The following is a 14,302-nucleotide window of genomic DNA, read 5'->3' on the forward strand; positions in this document are numbered from 1 at the left end:
GTCCAGTGGTGAATCCAAAACGGCAGGCTCTGGCGCCAGGGCTGTATCTGGTGGCGACGCCGATCGGAACGGCGCGCGATATTACCTTGCGGACGCTGGATATCCTGGCCTCGGCGGATGTGATCGCCGCCGAGGATACCCGGAGCTTGAGAAAGCTGATGGATATTCACGGCATTGCCCTGGCCGACAGGCCGCTCGTGTCCTACCACGATCATAACGGGGAACGGGTGCGCCCGCGCCTCATGCGTGCGCTCGAGGAGGGTAAATCGGTGGTCTATGCCTCGGAGGCGGGCACGCCCATGGTGGCCGATCCGGGGTTCGATCTGGCGCGGGCCGCGGTGGAGGCGGGGTACCACCTGATTTCGGCGCCGGGGCCATCGGCGGTGATCACGGCCCTCACTGTGGCGGGGCTGCCGACGGATCATTTCTTTTTCGCGGGGTTCCTGCCCAATGCCTCGGGCAAGCGGAAAACCGCGCTCGAGACGCTGGCAGAGGTTCCTGGCACGCTGGTGTTCTACGAATCGCCCAAACGCGTGGCGGCGATGCTGCGTGATGCCGCCACCGTGCTTGGCGGGGAGCGGCAGGCGGCTGTGTGTCGGGAACTGACCAAGAAATTCGAGGAGGTGCTTCGCGGAACGTTGAACGATCTCGCAACGCTGTGCTCGGAGCGACCTCTTAAGGGTGAAATCGTGGTCTTGGTGGATCGTGGGCGTTTACCGAAAATTCGGGAATTTGATTTAGACGAAAGACTGATGGCGGTCCTGTCGGAGCATTCGGTGCGTGATGCGGCGGATATGGTTGCGGCGGAACTGGGGCTGAAACGGCGGCAGGTCTATCAGCGGGCGCTGGAGCTGGACCGGAAGCAAAAGGATGATGCGGGATGACGGGCGATCTTCTTGGGGATCTGGATGTGTTTGAAACGGACCTGTTCGGCTATGCCGCGACACTAGAGTGCAACGAGGCATTGCCCGAGTTGCCGGTGGCCCTTGGGGGCGATGCCCGCGATACCCGCAAGGTTGGCGATGCGGGTCCTGCGAAGACTGCACGGCGCGATCGTGGGCTGCGGTCCTGGCTGGCAGGTGCGGCTGCTGAAAAGATCGTGGCGCTGGCCTATGACAAAAGGGGTATCGACTTGCTCGAGACGCGGTGGCGTGGGCGTGGCGGTGAGATCGACCTGATCCTGCGCGATGGGTCTGAGATCGTGTTCTGCGAGGTCAAGGCGGCGCGCAGCACGCAAGAGGCGATCCAGCGGCTGCGTCCGGCCCAGATGCGGCGCATTCATGCCGCTGCCTCCGAATATCTTGGCCGGGTGCCCGAAGGACAATTGGCGCAGGTGCGGTTCGACCTGGCGGTTGTCGATGGAACGGGGCGCGCGGACATCCTCGAGAATGCGTTTGGCCATTTCTGATTTGCGCTTGCCGGCGGCTTGGCCCATTTAGGGTGGGCAATGCCACCTTGGGGGAGCCCAATGAAGATCGCTTTTCAGATGGATCCGATCGCGCCGGTCAATATCGACGCAGACAGTACATTCCGCATCGCCGAAGAGGCGCAAGCGCGCGCGCATAGCCTGTTCTATTACACACCGGATCACCTGGCCTATGTGGAGGGGCGCGTCACGGCCCGGGGGTGCGATCTGGAGGTCAGGCGGGTCAAGGGTGACCACTTCAGCCTTGGCGAGGAATATGAGGCCGATCTTGCGGATTTCGATGTTGTCTGGCTGCGTCAGGATCCGCCCTTTGATATGCATTACATCACCACCACGCATCTGTTGCAGCGGGTGATGCCGGGGACACTCGTGGTGAACGATCCGTTCTGGGTGCGCAATTTTCCCGAAAAACTGCTGGTGCTGGATTTCCCGCAATTGATGCCGCCGACCGCCATCGCACGTGATCTGGCCACGATCCGCGCGTTCAAGGCGCGGCATGGGGATGTCATCCTTAAACCGCTTTACGGCAATGGCGGGGCCGGGGTCTTCCATCTTGCGGAATCGGACCGCAATCTGAGTTCCCTGCATGAGCTGTTCACCGGGTTCAGCCGTGAGCCGCTGATCGTCCAGAAATATCTGCCGGAGATCAAGCATGGCGACAAGCGCGTGATTCTGGTGGATGGCGCCCCGGTTGGTGCGATCAATCGCGTGCCGGCGCAGGGCGAGACGCGGTCGAACATGCATGTCGGTGGGCGGCCCGAGAAAATCGGGCTGACGGCACGGGATATCGAAATCTGCGAAACGATCGGCCCGATCCTGAAGGAAAAGGGTCAGGTCTTTGTCGGCATCGATGTCATTGGTGATTACCTGACCGAAATCAACGTTACCTCGCCTACGGGCATTCAGGAGCTCGAGCGTTTCGACGGCATCAACGTGGCTGCGATGATCTGGGAGGTGATCGAGGCCAAGCGCGGATGAGCCTGTGCCGTCCGCTTCTCAATCTGGCGCTGAGGCTTCGCGAAAAGCGATTTCTCGCGAAGGTCGAAGACCCGCAGCAGCTGCGGGACAGGTTCGAGCAGGTGGCGCGTTGGCTGTTCTGGCCGCCCAAGGGCTGCCATTTCTCGACCGCGGTGTTGGACGGGGTGCCGGTGACATGGGCGCGCGGCGCTGGCGCGTCGGAGGATGGCCCCGCGATGCTTTTCCTGCATGGTGGCGCTTTTGTCTTTGGATCGCCGCGCACCCATCGTGCCATGCTGGCGCGATTGTCCGAGCGCACGGGGCTGCCCGCCTGTCTGCCGTCGTATCGGCTGGCGCCTGAGCATCGCTTTCCCGCGGCGCTGGAGGACGCACTGTCGGCTTATATCGCGCTGAGCGCACAGCGCGACGTCATTTTAGGCGGGGACAGTGCGGGGGGTGGTCTGGCCTTGGCGCTATTGGCGGAAATCCTCAAGCATGGATTGCGAAAACCACTGGCGGTATTCTGTTTTTCACCACTGACTGACCTGACATTTTCCGGCGCCAGTATCAAAACCAACGCAAAAGCCGAAGTCGTGTTGCCCGCCGCCCGGACCGGAGAGCTGGCGACGATGTACCTGGGAGATGCCAATCCTAGCGATCCGCGTGCCTCGCCGCTCTTTGCCCGGTTCGCCGGAGCGCCGCCCGTGTGGATGACCGTTGGCGATACCGAGATCCTGCAGGATGACACACGCCGCATGGCGGAGCGGCTGCGCGAGGACGGGGGGCAGGTGACCGAGGTGATCGCGCGCGATCTGCCGCATGTCTGGCCGATTTTCAGCCCGCTTCTGCCCGAGGCCACAGGAACCCTAGATACGCTGGCCGACTGGATCAAGTGTCGGCTGCCGAAGACAGGCGGTAGCTGACCACTTCGGCCACATGGCGGCGCAGCACGGCATCGGAGCCATCCAGATCCGCGATGGTGCGCGCGACACGCAGGACGCGGTGATATCCGCGCGCGGTCAGCCCGAATCGTTCCGCCACCTTGTTGATCAGGGTGCGCCCTTCGGCGTCGGGGGTGGCGACGCGGTCCAGCACCTCGCCCTCGGCATCGGCATTCAGCAAAGTTTCGGGTTGGTCGGAAAAGCGCTCTGCCTGCACGTCGCGCGCCGCCGAGACCCGGGCGGCGACGGTGGCGGAGCTGTCGCCCGATGCGGGCAGGTCGAGATCGGTGAAGGCGACGGGCGGCACCTCGATCCGCAGGTCGAAGCGGTCCATGAGCGGTCCCGAGATCCGGCCCATGTAATCCTCGCCACAGACCGGCGCGCGGCTGCAGGCGCGGGCGGGATCGGTCAGATAGCCGCATTTGCAAGGGTTGGCCGCCGCCACCAGCATGAAGCGGCAGGGATATTTCACATGGGCATTGGCACGCGCGATCATCACGGTGCCGGTTTCGATCGGTTGTCGGAGGGTTTCGAGAACCGTCCGGGGGAATTCGGGGAATTCATCCATGAAAAGAACGCCGTTATGGGCAAGGCTGATCTCGCCGGGCGAAGCGCGGCGCCCGCCGCCGACGATGGCGGCCATTGAGGCGGTGTGATGCGGTTCGCGAAAGGGGCGGGTGCGGTTGATCCCGCCTTCGTCCAGCAGACCGGCAAGCGAATGGATCATCGAGGTTTCAAGCGCCTCGGGCGCGGTCAATGGCGGAAGGATCCCCGGAAGCCGCGCCGCCAGCATCGATTTGCCCGATCCCGGCGTGCCCACCATGATGAGGTGATGCCGCCCGGCGGCGGCGATTTCCATGGCGCGCTTGGCCCGTTCCTGACCTTTCACATCCCGCAGGCACCGCCCCGAGACATCGGCAATCACCTCGCCGGGTTCGGAGGGAGAGAGCGGCGCTTGTCCGGTGTAATGCCGCACCACATCCGACAGGCTGCCCGCACCGATGACACGGGCTGCGCCGACCCAAGCCGCTTCCGCCCCCGAGGCCTTGGGGCACAGCAATGCGCGGTCTTCGCGCGCGGCGGCCATCGCGGCGGGCAGAGCGCCGATGACCGGGATCAAAGAGCCGTCCAGCGACAACTCGCCCAGAGAACAGGTGCATTCGACGGCGTCGGAGGGGATGATTTCAAGTGCCGCGAGCAGGGCAAGGGCAATGGGCAGGTCGAAATGGCTGCCTTCCTTGGGCATGTCGGCGGGCGACAGGTTGATGGTGATCCGCTTGGAGGGCAGGGCGATCGCCATGGAACTGAGTGCAGTACGTACCCGGTCACGGGCTTCGGACACGGCCTTGTCGGGCAGACCCACCAGCGAAAAGGCCGGCATTCCCGGTGTGATCGCGCATTGCACTTCGACATCCCGGGCCTCGACCCCTTCGAAGGCGACCGTGTAGGTGCGCGTGACCATGGGAAGGCGTCCTCGCCGTTAAACAGGGTTAACGGATAGCGCAGTGATGGTTACCGAAGGATTAACGCCTGTTCTTCAAAGCCTCTGATTTCAGGGCAGGTGGTTGATCCGCAGGGCCTGCCAGCTTGCGTTCCGCAAGTGCAATTCGGTGACGGAGAGATTGTCGATCTTGTGGGCAAAGGCCTCGAACGGGGTGACGCCGAGGGCTTGCTGGACCTGGGTGAGGATCGCGCCGAAATGAGCGACAGCGATGATGTCGCGCCCCGGATGGGCGTCGAGCAGGCGCTTGATGGCACGGTTCACACGGGCGGTGATCTCGTTCCAGCTTTCGCCGCCGGGGGGGCGGATATCGCCGGGCTGATCCCAGAAAGCGCGCAGGTGATCCTGATCGGGGATGGCATCGAAGGCCTGCAATTCCCAGTCACCGAAGTGAATTTCGCGCAAGTCACTGTCATGGGGCAGCCGGGTGCGGTTGGCGGATATGGCGTCGGCGGTCGCGCTGGCGCGGATCAGGTCCGACGATATGACGAGCGCCTCTTGGGGCAAATGCGCCGAGAGGCGGGCGATCCGGTCGGCATCGCTCAGGTCGGCGGGAAGATCCGACCAGCCCACCATGGAGCGCGCATGGGTCGGCCCATGCCGGACCCAGAACACGCGGCTCATGGCAGGTCGCCCTTGAGCACTTGCGGCAGCCCGGCGATGACATTGACCAACAGCCCGGCCTTGGCGGCAAGTTTCTGGTTCAGTTCGCCCTGTGCCTGACGGAACCGTCGGGCCAGCGCGTTTTCGGGCACGACAGACAGCCCCACCTCGTTCGAGACGATCACCACGGGCGCGCTGCACAGGGCAAGCCCGGCCATCAATTCGGCCTCGGCCTGCGACAGATCATTTTCGGCGAGCATCTGGTTGGACAGCCACATGGTCGCGCAATCGAGCAGCACGGCTTGATCGCCGCTGATCGCGGCCAGCGCCCGGCCGAGATCGAGAGGCGCCTCGATCGTGCGCCACCCCTGGCCACGCATCTGCTGATGGCGGTCGATCTTGTCGCGCATCTCGTCGTCGAAGGCTTGCGCGGTCGCCAGATAGACCCGTTCGCGACCGGTCCGTGTGACAAGTGTTTCGGCAAAGGCTGACTTGCCCGAAGCGGCCCCGCCTAGAACCAAGGTAAGTCCCGGCAACATTTTTTTATCTTCCCGAATTGATCCGGATGGAGATGCCTTTCGTAACACCTCGTGAAAGACCGCAAAAGGAACAAAACACAGACCGGCAGGTCGGGGGGGCCGAAATGGCACTTGATGCACCGCAGACCAGCAGCATGTCACGCACAGCGATGCGCGCAGAGCTTCTGGATGCAGAAACAGAGTTGAAACTGGCCTATGCGTGGCGCGACCAGCGCGACGAAGAGGCGCTGCACCGTCTTATCACCGCCTATATGCGGCTTGCGATCTCGATGGCGTCCAAGTTCCGACGCTATGGGGCACCAATGAACGATCTGATCCAGGAGGCCGGTCTGGGCCTGATGAAGGCGGCGGACAAGTTCGATCCGGATCGGGGTGTGCGTTTTTCGACCTATGCGGTGTGGTGGATCAAGGCCTCGATCCAGGATTACGTGATGCGCAACTGGTCGATGGTGCGCACCGGGTCGACCTCGTCGCAGAAGTCGCTGTTCTTCAACATGCGTCGGGTCCAAGCGCGGATCGAGCGTGAAGCCATGGCCAAGGGCGAACAGCTTGACGGTCATCAGCTGCGCGAGATGATCGCGCATGAGGTTGGCGTGCCGCTGCGCGATGTCGAGATGATGGAAGGCCGTCTCTCGGGCACGGATTTTTCGTTGAACGCAACGCAATCGGTCGAAGATGAAGGCCGCGAGTGGATCGATACGATCGAAGATGAGGGTCCGCGCGGCGATCAGCTGGTCGAGCAGGATCATGACCTCATGGCGCTGCGCGAGTGGCTGGGGGACGCGATGAGCAAGCTCAACGATCGCGAACGCTTCATCGTGCGCGAACGCAAGCTGCGCGATGTGCCCCGGACGCTGGAAAGCCTTGGGGAGGAGTTGAACCTGTCCAAGGAACGGGTACGCCAGCTTGAGGCGGCGGCGTTTCAGAAGATGCGGAAGCATCTTGAACGTCATGGCTCAGAGGTGCAAAACCTTCTCGCATGAAGAGTGTGATTGCTGCCTTTGCGGTGTTGACCATGGCAAGCTCGGTATCGGCACAGGATGTGCTGATACTGGGCGAAGTTCATGACAATCCGGCCCACCATATCCTGCAGGCTGACCGGGTTACCGCCTTTGCGCCTGCGGCTTTGGTGTTTGAGATGCTGACGCCGGAACAGGCGGACCTGGTAACACCGGACAATCGCGATGATCCCGACCTGCTTGCGACAGTCTTGAAATGGGCCAAGTCCGGCTGGCCCGATTTCGCAATGTACCATCCGATTTTCACGGCAGCGCCGGAGGCCCGCATTTTCGGGGCGCAGGTGCCGCGTGATGCGGCGCGTGCTGCCTTCGAAACCGGGATCGAACAGGCGTTCAGCGGCGATCCGGCGGTTTACGGGCTGGACGCTCCATTGTCCGAAGACGAACAGAAGACCCGCGAGGCCCTGCAGATGTCGGCGCATTGCAACGCCTTGCCCGAGGATATCCTGCCGGGAATGGTGCAGATCCAAAGGTTGCGCGATGCCGAACTGGCCCATGCCGTTCTGCAGGCCATTGCGGAAACGGGCGGGCCGGTGGCGGTAATCACCGGCAATGGGCATGCGCGCCGGGATTGGGGGCTTCCGGTTTATCTTGCGCATGCGGCCCCCGAGCTCGATCTGCATGTGGTGGGCCAGACCGAAGACGATGCGCCCTTGCAGGGCGTCTTCGACGAAGTGGTTTCGGCGCCTGCCGTGGATCGTCCGGATCCTTGCGCGGCGTTCAAGTAAACCCCGCAGTTGCGCACCGGAATATCTTTTGCCGATCACGCCGATCCTTGCCCCCGCAACCTCGCGGGCCATTGGGCCATCCGGTGCAAGGGTGCATGACAGGTCCTGCTGTGCGCTTGCCTCAGACCGGGCAGGCGCCTAAGACTTGGGACGCGCGACACAAGCCTGCAGGTGGTTATCTGTTCTGCTGGATGCGCAACCGGGAAAGGACCGCGGCCCATGCTGGCATCGAAACGCATTCTCTTGATCATTGGTGGCGGGATCGCGGCCTTCAAATCGCTGGAGTTGATCCGGCGATTGCGGGAGCGCGGCGCCGAGGTGACGCCAGTTCTGACCCGCGCTGGAGAGGAATTCGTCACGCCGCTGTCGGTCTCGGCGCTGGCGGGGCAAAAGGTGTTTCGTGATCTCTTCGATCTGACCGATGAGGCCGAAATGGGCCATATCGAGCTGAGCCGCAGCGCCGATCTGATCGTGGTGGCCCCGGCGACGGCGGATCTGATGGCGAAGATGGCGGGAGGGCTGGCGAATGATCTGGCCTCGACCCTGTTGCTGGCCACCGATACCCCCGTTCTGATTGCGCCGGCGATGAATGTGCGGATGTGGCAGCACCCGGCGACGCAACGCAATATCGCCACCCTGCAGGCAGATGGGATCGGGTTTGTCGGGCCTGAGCATGGCGATATGGCCTGTGGCGAGCATGGGCCGGGGCGCATGTCCGAACCGCTCGAGATCGTGGCGGCGGTGGACAGGGCGCTGATGGCGGGCCCCTTGGCGGGCAAGCGCGTGCTGGTCACCTCTGGTCCGACGCATGAGCCGATTGATCCGGTGCGCTATATCGCCAATCGCTCGTCCGGGGCGCAGGGCACCGCGATTGCGCGGGCGGTCGCAGCGCTTGGCGCGCATGTGGTGTTCGTTACCGGCCCGGCCGATGTGCCCCCGCCCGAAGGTGTCGAAGTGGTCCGCGTGCGCACAGCGCGCGAGATGCTGCAGGCTGTCGAAACGGCTTTGCCCGCCGATGCCGCCATCTTTGCCGCTGCGGTGGCTGACTGGCATGTGACGGGTGCAAGTGCGAGCAAGATCAAGAAAACCAAGGGTGGGTTGCCAAGCCTGCAATTTGCGGAAAACCCCGATATCCTCGCCACGGTCAGCGCGATGAAGGCTGGGCGGCCGGGGCTGGTGGTGGGCTTTGCCGCCGAGACCGATGACGTGATCGCCCATGCCACCGCCAAGCGTGAGCGCAAGGGCTGTGACTGGATCGTGGCCAATGATGTCAGCGAAAGCACCGGAATCATGGGCGGGACGGAAAACGACATTACATTAATTACCCAAGACGGTGCCGAGGACTGGCCGCGCATGTCAAAGACTGATGTTGCCGCAAGGCTCGCCGACCGGATCGCACAGGCGCTGGCCTGAGAACGTTAGACCTTTTACCAAGACGAAGGGGCGCACATGGTCCTGATACATATGGTGTGGGAGGATTGGGCCGACACTGCGCTTGGGCTTCCCGAATATGCGACGCAGGGCGCTGCGGGGGCCGATCTGCGGGCGAATTTCGCGCCTGATGCGCGGGGCGGCCTGTGCCTTGCGCCCGGAGAGCGGGCCCTAGTGCCGACCGGTTTGAAGCTGGGCATTCCCGAAGGCTACGAGGTGCAGGTGAGGCCGCGGTCCGGCCTTGCCTTGAAGCATGGGATCACCTTGCCCAACAGCCCCGGCACGATCGACAGTGATTATCGTGGTCCTTTGGGGGTGATCGTCATGAATTCCGGAACCGAGCCGTTCGAGATCACACATGGGATGCGGATCGCGCAGATGGTCGTGGCGCCGGTGCTGCGGGCGGATTTCGCATTGGTGGACAGGCTGCACGAGACCGCACGCGGTGTGGGTGGATTCGGCTCTACGGGGCAAAGCTGATGCTGTTGGTGCTGGTGATGGCTGGCGCGCTGTGGGGCGTAGGCGCGATGCTGGATACGCCCAAGGCGCTGCGCTGGCGGATGATCGGGTTTTTGTGGCTGGGCGTTGTCACGCTGCATCTGATCCTGCCTCAAGGGCATCCTTTGAGATTGGCGACGGGAGAAAGTGCGGCGCTTTGGTTGTTGATCGGGGCGTTCGCGGCCATCGTTCTGGTTTATCGTTGGGGGTTGAAGCGCTTGCGCGGGCAGGCCGAGGCGCGTGAGGCCTCGCAACCCAAGCGCAAGGGCCTGTTTTCCGAGGTCGAGTTGGAGCGTTACGCGCGCCATATCGTTCTGCGCGAGATTGGCGGGCCGGGGCAGAAGGCCTTGAAAGAAGCCAAGATTCTGGTGATCGGAGCCGGTGGGCTTGGCTCGCCCGCGTTGATGTATCTGGCGGCGGCCGGGGTTGGGACGATCGGGGTGATCGACGAGGACACGGTCGACAATTCCAACCTGCAGCGGCAGGTGATCCACCGGGATGCCGATATCGGTCTGCCCAAGGTGCAATCCGCCATGGCGGCGATGCAGGCGCAAAATCCTTATGTCGAGGTGCGGCCCTATCAGCGTCGGCTGACGGACGAGATCGCGGAGGATCTGTTTGCGGAATACGATGTCATTCTGGACGGGACGGACAATTTCGACACCCGCTACATGGCGAACGCGGCGGCGGTGATGCAGGGTAAGCCTCTGATTTCCGGAGCCCTTTCGCAGTGGGAGGGGCAGATCAGCGTCTTTCATCCCCTGCAGGGTGGGCCTTGTTATCAATGTGTCTTTCCCGAACGGCCCGCGCCGGGGCTGGCGCCGTCTTGTGCCGAGGCTGGCGTTCTTGGGCCATTGCCCGGTGTGCTGGGGTCGATGATGGCGGTCGAGGCGGTCAAGCTGATCGCGGGGGCGGGGCAGCCCTTGTCGGGAGAGATGCTGATCTATGATGCCTTGTGGGGCGAGACCCGCAAGATCGCGGTGAAGCCGCGCGAAGACTGCCCTATCTGCATGAAAACAAAATAAAAAGGATCACAGGCATGAGCAATCCCTTACTGTCGGACTGGGCAACGCCCTTCGAGATCGCGCCCTTCGACCTGATTGACGATGCACATTTCGCACCGGCGTTCGACGAGGCGTTGCAGATGGCCCGGCAGGATGTGCGAGAGATTGCCGAACAACCGGAAAAGCCAAGCTTTGCCAATACGATAGAGGCGCTTGAGGCAAGTGGGGATCGGTTGGACAAGGTCCTGTCGGTGTTTTTCACGGTGGCTGGGGCGGACAGCAATGCAGAGCGGCAGAAATTGCAGCGGGAATTTGGGCCGAAGCTGGCGGCCTATTCCTCGGAAGTCACTGGAAACAAATCCCTTTTCCAGCGTGTGCAAAGCCTTTGGGAGGCGCGAGACACACTTGATCTGACCGATGAAGAGGCGCGGTTGTTGATGTTGACGCATCGGCGTTTCGTTCGGGCCGGGGCGGCACTCGAGGGGCAGGCGGAGGCCCGGATGCGCGAGATCATGTCGCGGCTGGCCGAGCTTGGCACGCAGTTCAGCCAGAACCTGCTGGCGGACGAGGCAGAATGGTTCATGGAATTGGATGAGCAAGCCCTTGAAAACCTTCCTGATTTTTTGGTCGATGCGGCGAGATCGGCAGGTCGGGAGAAGGGCGTGGAGGCGCCGGTCATCACCTTGTCGCGGTCGCTGGTGGTGCCGTTTCTTCAGTTCTCCGAGCGGCGGGATCTGCGCGAGCGGGCCTTTCGGGCGTGGGAGGCCCGGGGTGCGATGGGCGGGGAGACTGATAATCGCGCGATTACAGCCGAGATATTGCGGTTGCGGCAAGAGCGGGCGCAACTTCTGGGGTATGAAAGCTTTGCCGCCTATAAGCTGGAAACCGAGATGGCCAAGACGCCGGAGCGGGTGCGCGACTTGCTGATGCAGGTCTGGGAGCCGGCCTGCGCGCAGGCGGAAAAGGATGCGGCGATCCTGACTGAAATGATGCAAGCCGATGGAATCAATGGAGAATTACGTCCCTGGGATTGGCGCTACTATGCCGAGAAACGGCGCCTTGCGGAGCACGATCTGGATGAGGCGGCGCTGAAGCCTTACCTGACGCTCGACAATATGATCGCGGCGGCGTTCGGGGTGGCAAACCGGCTGTTCGGATTGGAGTTTCAGCCGCTTGATATCGCGCTCTATCACCCGGATTGCAGGGCCTGGGAAGTCACGCGAAACGGGCGGCATGTTGCTGTTTTCATTGGAGATTATTTCGCGCGCGCCTCCAAGCGTTCGGGGGCGTGGTGCTCGGCGATGCGGGGTCAGGCGAAGCAACCGAAGGTGCAGGGGCCGGTGGTGATCAATGTGTGCAATTTTGCCAAGGGGGAGCCGGCCTTGTTGGGGTATGATGATGCGCGGACGTTGTTTCACGAGTTCGGGCATGCGCTGCATCATCTGCTGTCGGACGTAAATTATGAAAGCATTTCAGGGACTTCCGTGGCGAGGGACTTTGTGGAGCTGCCAAGCCAGCTGTATGAACACTGGCTGGAGGTGCCGGAGGTGTTGGAGACCTATGCCCGGCATTACCGCACCGGAGAGGCTATGCCACGGGAATTGCTGGATAAAATGCTGAAGGCGGCGAATTTCGACCAGGGGTTCCAGACGGTGGAATATGTCGCCTCGGCGATGGTCGATCTGGCGTTCCACGAGGGCGACGCGCCCGATGATCCAATGACCAAGCAACGGGAAACATTGGAGAAAATGGGCATGCCGAGCGCAATCACCATGCGTCACGCAACGCCCCATTTCGCGCATGTCTTTTCCGGCGACGGGTATTCGAGCGGATATTACAGCTATATGTGGTCAGAGGTGATGGATGCGGATGCCTTTGCCGCCTTCGAGGCCGGCCCGTTTGATGAGGATGCTGCCAAGTCATTGGAAACGCACATTCTTTCGCGCGGTGGATCGGAGGATCCAGAGGCGCTTTATACCGCGTTCCGGGGGCGGTTGCCCGGTGTCGAGGCGCTGCTGAAGGGGCGCGGGCTGGCGGCGTGAGTTTCGTACGATTCGTACGAAACCTACGCGGCTTTGGGACGAAACAGGGAGGGAGGAGCGCGATTTGTGTCCATCCCGTACACAAACGCGCCCCAAACCCGGATTTCAGATCGTCTGGTCGTAGTCACCCACCAAGGGCTCGGTCCGGATGACGGCATCAAGATCGGCGAAGATCGCGCGCATCTCGGCGTCGCTGTCGCTGCTTTCGCAGACCACCACGAGATTGGGGGTGTTGGAGGAGGCGCGCACCAGCCCCCATGAGCCGTTGTCGAGGATCACGCGGGCGCCGTTGACGGTGACCACCTCCTTGATGGGGCGACCGGCGAGCGTGTCGCCGGCATCGGCCTTGGCGACGAGCTTGGCCACGATCCGGTCCAGCACCGCGTATTTCTCGGTGTCGGCGCAATAGGGCGACATGGTGGGGGTCGACCATGTCTGCGGCAGGGCGCGGCGCAGGTCGGACATGGACATGTCGGGATTGCGGTCCATCAGTTTGCAAATCTCGACCGCGACACGCATGCCGCAATCATAGCCCCGGCCCACCGGTTCGGCGAGGAAGTAGTGGCCGGATTTTTCGAACCCGGCGAGGGCGCCGATCTCTTTGACCCGGCGCTTCATGTGGCTGTGGCCGGTTTTCCAGTAATCGGCCTTGGCGCCGTGTTTGTGCAATTCGGGATCGCTGGCGAAAAGGCCGGTGGATTTCACATCGGCCACGAAGGTGGAGCCGGGATAGAGGCGCGACAGGTCGCGGGCCATGATGACGCCGACCTTGTCGGCGAAGATTTCCTCGCCCTCGTCATCGACGACGCCGCAGCGGTCGCCGTCCCCATCGAAGCCAAGCGCGAAATCGGCGCCGGTGGCGCGCACGCTGTCGGCCATGTCGTGCAGCATTTCCATGGCTTCGGGGTTGGGGTTGTAGTTGGGGAAGGTGTAATCAAGCTCGTTATGGGAGGCGATCACCTCGACCCCGATACGCTTGAACAGCTCGGGCGCGAAGGCCGAGGCGGTGCCGTTGCCGGTGGCGCAGACCACGCGCAGTTTGCGGGTCATGCGGAAATCGCCGACCAGATCATCGAGATAGGCCTCGCGCACGCCATCGACGCATTCATAGGACCCGCCGGGTGCGGGCTGACCCTCGCCGCTCAGCACGATGTCGCGCAGTTCGGCCATTTCATCGGGACCGTGGGTCAGGGGACGGTCGAAGCCCATCTTGACGCCGGTCCAGCCGTTTGGGTTGTGGCTGGCGGTGACCATCGCCACGGCGGGCGCATCGAGGTGGAACTGGGCGAAATAGGCCATCGGCGACAGGGCCGGGCCGATGTCGCGCACCCGGATGCCAGCCTGCATCAGGCCGATGATGAGCGCGTGCTTGATGGCCAGAGAATAGTCGCGGTAATCGTTGCCGACGGCGATTTCGGGGCGGATGCCACGGCGCTGCATCTGGGTGCCGAGGCCGAGGCCAAGCGCGGTCATGCCGGGCAGGTTGATTTCGTCGGGGTATTTCCAGCGCGCGTCATATTCGCGAAAGCCCGTGGGTGCGATCATGGCATCGCGCAGGAATTCCCATGTGTTGGGGGTGACGGTGGGCAAGGGTTTGGTCATTGCGAAATCTC

Annotated in this window: 14 protein-coding genes; 10 read left to right on the top strand and 4 right to left on the bottom strand. The window is 62.8% G+C overall.

Features of this window, described 5'->3' with window-relative positions; translation table 11 throughout:
- The first annotated feature begins 5 nt into the window (after positions 1–5).
- The 4 genes from rsmI to RAZWK3B_RS14255 are packed head-to-tail and all read left to right on the top strand — an operon-like array spanning position 6 to position 3,306.
- Positions 6–884 (top strand): 16S rRNA (cytidine(1402)-2'-O)-methyltransferase, encoded by an 879-nt coding sequence (gene rsmI / locus RAZWK3B_RS14240; protein WP_007816330.1) that lies wholly within the window; start codon positions 6–8, stop codon positions 882–884.
- The gene (locus RAZWK3B_RS14245; protein WP_007816331.1) at positions 881–1,408 is read left to right on the top strand and encodes a YraN family protein; all 528 of its coding nucleotides are present in this window, start codon (positions 881–883) and stop codon (positions 1,406–1,408) included. Before rsmI ends, RAZWK3B_RS14245 begins: the two co-directional genes overlap by 4 nt.
- A 60-nt stretch (positions 1,409–1,468) precedes the next feature.
- Entirely contained in the window at positions 1,469–2,404 is a 936-nt protein-coding gene (gshB, locus tag RAZWK3B_RS14250) for a glutathione synthase (protein ID WP_007816332.1), read from the top strand.
- A complete protein-coding gene (locus tag RAZWK3B_RS14255; RefSeq protein WP_007816333.1) occupies positions 2,401–3,306 on the top strand; it encodes an alpha/beta hydrolase in 906 nt (301 codons plus the stop codon). The genes gshB and RAZWK3B_RS14255 overlap by 4 nt, the downstream gene beginning before the upstream one ends.
- Here the strand turns inward: RAZWK3B_RS14255 and RAZWK3B_RS14260 are convergent.
- From RAZWK3B_RS14260 to cobU, 3 genes are all read right to left on the bottom strand, one after another.
- Positions 3,272–4,786, bottom strand: a complete 1,515-nt coding sequence (locus RAZWK3B_RS14260; RefSeq protein WP_007816334.1) for a YifB family Mg chelatase-like AAA ATPase — start codon at positions 4,784–4,786, stop codon at positions 3,272–3,274. The two genes, RAZWK3B_RS14255 and RAZWK3B_RS14260, sit on opposite strands and share 35 nt — an antisense overlap.
- A gap of 90 nt (positions 4,787–4,876) precedes the next feature.
- Positions 4,877–5,449, bottom strand: coding sequence for a histidine phosphatase family protein (locus RAZWK3B_RS14265; RefSeq protein WP_007816335.1), 573 nt, complete (start codon positions 5,447–5,449; stop codon positions 4,877–4,879).
- Entirely contained in the window at positions 5,446–5,967 is a 522-nt protein-coding gene (gene cobU / locus RAZWK3B_RS14270; RefSeq protein WP_007816336.1) for a bifunctional adenosylcobinamide kinase/adenosylcobinamide-phosphate guanylyltransferase, read from the bottom strand. Before cobU ends, RAZWK3B_RS14265 begins: the two co-directional genes overlap by 4 nt.
- Before the next feature lie 104 nt (positions 5,968–6,071).
- Here cobU and RAZWK3B_RS14275 point away from each other — a divergent pair, with 104 nt between their 5' ends.
- From RAZWK3B_RS14275 to RAZWK3B_RS14300, 6 genes are all read left to right on the top strand, one after another.
- Positions 6,072–6,950, top strand: coding sequence for an RNA polymerase factor sigma-32 (locus tag RAZWK3B_RS14275; protein WP_007816337.1), 879 nt, complete (start codon positions 6,072–6,074; stop codon positions 6,948–6,950).
- Positions 6,947–7,714 (top strand): ChaN family lipoprotein, encoded by a 768-nt coding sequence (locus RAZWK3B_RS14280; RefSeq protein ID WP_007816338.1) that lies wholly within the window; start codon positions 6,947–6,949, stop codon positions 7,712–7,714. Before RAZWK3B_RS14275 ends, RAZWK3B_RS14280 begins: the two co-directional genes overlap by 4 nt.
- 219 nt (positions 7,715–7,933) lie before the next feature.
- Positions 7,934–9,127, top strand: coding sequence for a bifunctional phosphopantothenoylcysteine decarboxylase/phosphopantothenate--cysteine ligase CoaBC (gene coaBC / locus RAZWK3B_RS14285; RefSeq protein ID WP_007816339.1), 1,194 nt, complete (start codon positions 7,934–7,936; stop codon positions 9,125–9,127).
- Positions 9,128–9,163: 36 nt separating this feature from the next.
- Complete coding sequence (gene dut, locus RAZWK3B_RS14290) at positions 9,164–9,625, top strand: dUTP diphosphatase (RefSeq protein ID WP_007816340.1); 462 nt, start codon at positions 9,164–9,166, stop codon at positions 9,623–9,625.
- A complete protein-coding gene (locus tag RAZWK3B_RS14295) occupies positions 9,625–10,668 on the top strand; it encodes a HesA/MoeB/ThiF family protein (protein ID WP_007816341.1) in 1,044 nt (347 codons plus the stop codon). The genes dut and RAZWK3B_RS14295 overlap by 1 nt, the downstream gene beginning before the upstream one ends.
- 14 nt (positions 10,669–10,682) lie before the next feature.
- Positions 10,683–12,689, top strand: coding sequence for a M3 family metallopeptidase (locus tag RAZWK3B_RS14300; protein ID WP_007816343.1), 2,007 nt, complete (start codon positions 10,683–10,685; stop codon positions 12,687–12,689).
- Positions 12,690–12,794: 105 nt separating this feature from the next.
- Here RAZWK3B_RS14300 and RAZWK3B_RS14305 read toward each other — a convergent pair whose 3' ends face one another.
- Positions 12,795–14,291, bottom strand: a complete 1,497-nt coding sequence (locus RAZWK3B_RS14305) for a phosphomannomutase/phosphoglucomutase (protein WP_007816345.1) — start codon at positions 14,289–14,291, stop codon at positions 12,795–12,797.
- Positions 14,292–14,302: the final 11 nt, after the last annotated feature.

The sequence above is a fragment of the Roseobacter sp. AzwK-3b genome (assembly GCF_000170875.1).
Classification (GTDB): domain Bacteria; phylum Pseudomonadota; class Alphaproteobacteria; order Rhodobacterales; family Rhodobacteraceae; genus Roseovarius; species Roseovarius litoreus.

Bases quoted from the DNA above. Each gene is read 5' to 3' on its own strand.
- gshB (WP_007816332.1), top strand. From the start codon at position 1,469: ATGAAGATCGCTTTTCAGATGGATCCGATCGCGCCGGTCAATATCGAC.
- coaBC (WP_007816339.1), top strand. From the start codon at position 7,934: ATGCTGGCATCGAAACGCATTCTCTTGATCATTGGTGGCGGGATCGCG.
- RAZWK3B_RS14275 (WP_007816337.1), top strand. From the start codon at position 6,072: ATGGCACTTGATGCACCGCAGACCAGCAGCATGTCACGCACAGCGATG.
- cobU (WP_007816336.1), bottom strand. From the start codon at position 5,967: ATGTTGCCGGGACTTACCTTGGTTCTAGGCGGGGCCGCTTCGGGCAAG.
- RAZWK3B_RS14280 (WP_007816338.1), top strand. From the start codon at position 6,947: ATGAAGAGTGTGATTGCTGCCTTTGCGGTGTTGACCATGGCAAGCTCG.
- RAZWK3B_RS14300 (WP_007816343.1), top strand. From the start codon at position 10,683: ATGAGCAATCCCTTACTGTCGGACTGGGCAACGCCCTTCGAGATCGCG.
- RAZWK3B_RS14245 (WP_007816331.1), top strand. From the start codon at position 881: ATGACGGGCGATCTTCTTGGGGATCTGGATGTGTTTGAAACGGACCTG.
- RAZWK3B_RS14255 (WP_007816333.1), top strand. From the start codon at position 2,401: ATGAGCCTGTGCCGTCCGCTTCTCAATCTGGCGCTGAGGCTTCGCGAA.
- RAZWK3B_RS14295 (WP_007816341.1), top strand. From the start codon at position 9,625: ATGCTGTTGGTGCTGGTGATGGCTGGCGCGCTGTGGGGCGTAGGCGCG.
- RAZWK3B_RS14260 (WP_007816334.1), bottom strand. From the start codon at position 4,786: ATGGTCACGCGCACCTACACGGTCGCCTTCGAAGGGGTCGAGGCCCGG.
- RAZWK3B_RS14305 (WP_007816345.1), bottom strand. From the start codon at position 14,291: ATGACCAAACCCTTGCCCACCGTCACCCCCAACACATGGGAATTCCTG.
- RAZWK3B_RS14265 (WP_007816335.1), bottom strand. From the start codon at position 5,449: ATGAGCCGCGTGTTCTGGGTCCGGCATGGGCCGACCCATGCGCGCTCC.
- dut (WP_007816340.1), top strand. From the start codon at position 9,164: ATGGTCCTGATACATATGGTGTGGGAGGATTGGGCCGACACTGCGCTT.